Origin of the sequence: Phocaeicola sp. RTP21198st1_B8_RTP21198_201120 (genome assembly GCF_040929485.1) — a bacterium.
GTDB lineage: Bacteria > Bacteroidota > Bacteroidia > Bacteroidales > Bacteroidaceae > Phocaeicola > Phocaeicola dorei.
Window position 1 is genome coordinate 1 of the sequence record NZ_JBCOCI010000585.1, and the last position, 1,010, is coordinate 1,010.

Genomic DNA, 1,010 nt, shown 5'->3' on the forward strand with positions numbered 1-1,010 from the left:
TCCAAATGTCTCCTTTGATAGATTGTGTGTTCTTGCTGCTCATTTTCTTTTTAGTAACTACGATGATGAAAAAATGGGAAATGCAGATTCCGTTAACGCTTCCTACAATGACTTCAAGCCTTTCCACTACACGGGCAGGCAAGGAAGCGGTGATTATCGCAGTAGATGAAAAGAAGAATGTGTATCAGGTAGTTGGGCACGATGCCTATTCGGGGGAAAGTACTTACTTGCCTGTAAAAGATTTAAGCGCTTTTCTTTCTGAATTACGCAATAGTCGGGGAGTGGAAACAAATATCGATGTGACGGCCTATCGTACTGTACCGGTAAGCACAGTGATAGAGATCTTCGACCAATGTCAAATACAGGGCTTTACACATACACGTGTACGCCTTGGAAGCAAACCTTATTAAGCCTATGAGACTATCATTATTTAATAACGAGGACGAACCGGAAGTTTCTATGTCTCCTTTAATCGACTGTGTGTTTCTTCTGCTTATTTTCTTTCTGGTATCTACCATGACGAAAGTGAAAAATAGGGATATTCCCGTTGATCTGCCAACTTCACAATCGGCTGTTAAATTGAAGCCGGATGATAAGCAGGCTATTGTAGGATTGGATGCCGATGGTAATTTTTATTGGGATGGGCAACCTTGTTCTACCAATTTTATGATGGAACAGTTACGGCAGACATGTATCACTGACCCGGGAAAGCGTATTCGCATTGATATGGACAGGCATACTCCGTTCGGACGTTTTGTAGAAGTGATGGATGCTTGCCAGTTTTATAACTTAACTAATATAGGAATCAGGACGTATGACGAGAACTACAACAGGGAGTAGCCGTCTGACGGTTATCCTATCATGGATGATAGCATTGATTTGTTTTGTGGGCGGAGCACTCTATATTTGGAAGATGCCGTCTCCGGATCAGGAGGCGATGGATTTGCAAATGAAACAGCAGAAAAATCAAAAGTCCAGAAAGAGTTTGACGGAAAAGGTAAAACAGGAAC

2 protein-coding genes and 1 pseudogene are annotated in these 1,010 nt (G+C 42.0%); all 3 read left to right on the top strand.

Features of this window, described 5'->3' with window-relative positions; all coding sequences use genetic code 11:
- The coding region (locus tag AB5935_RS28315) for an ExbD/TolR family protein (RefSeq protein WP_368328145.1) at nt 1–410 on the top strand (410 nt) is incomplete at its 5' end.
- Nucleotides 411–414: 4 nt separating this feature from the next.
- A complete protein-coding gene (locus tag AB5935_RS28320) occupies nt 415–840 on the top strand; it encodes an ExbD/TolR family protein (protein WP_004307631.1) in 426 nt (141 codons plus the stop codon).
- Nucleotides 815–1,010 (top strand): annotated as a pseudogene (locus AB5935_RS28325) (OmpH family outer membrane protein); the annotation flags it as partial. The gene AB5935_RS28320 and the pseudogene AB5935_RS28325, both read left to right, overlap by 26 nt.

Coding starts and splice junctions, on each gene's coding strand:
- AB5935_RS28320 (WP_004307631.1), top strand. CDS start 415: ATGAGACTATCATTATTTAATAACGAGGACGAACCGGAAGTTTCTATG.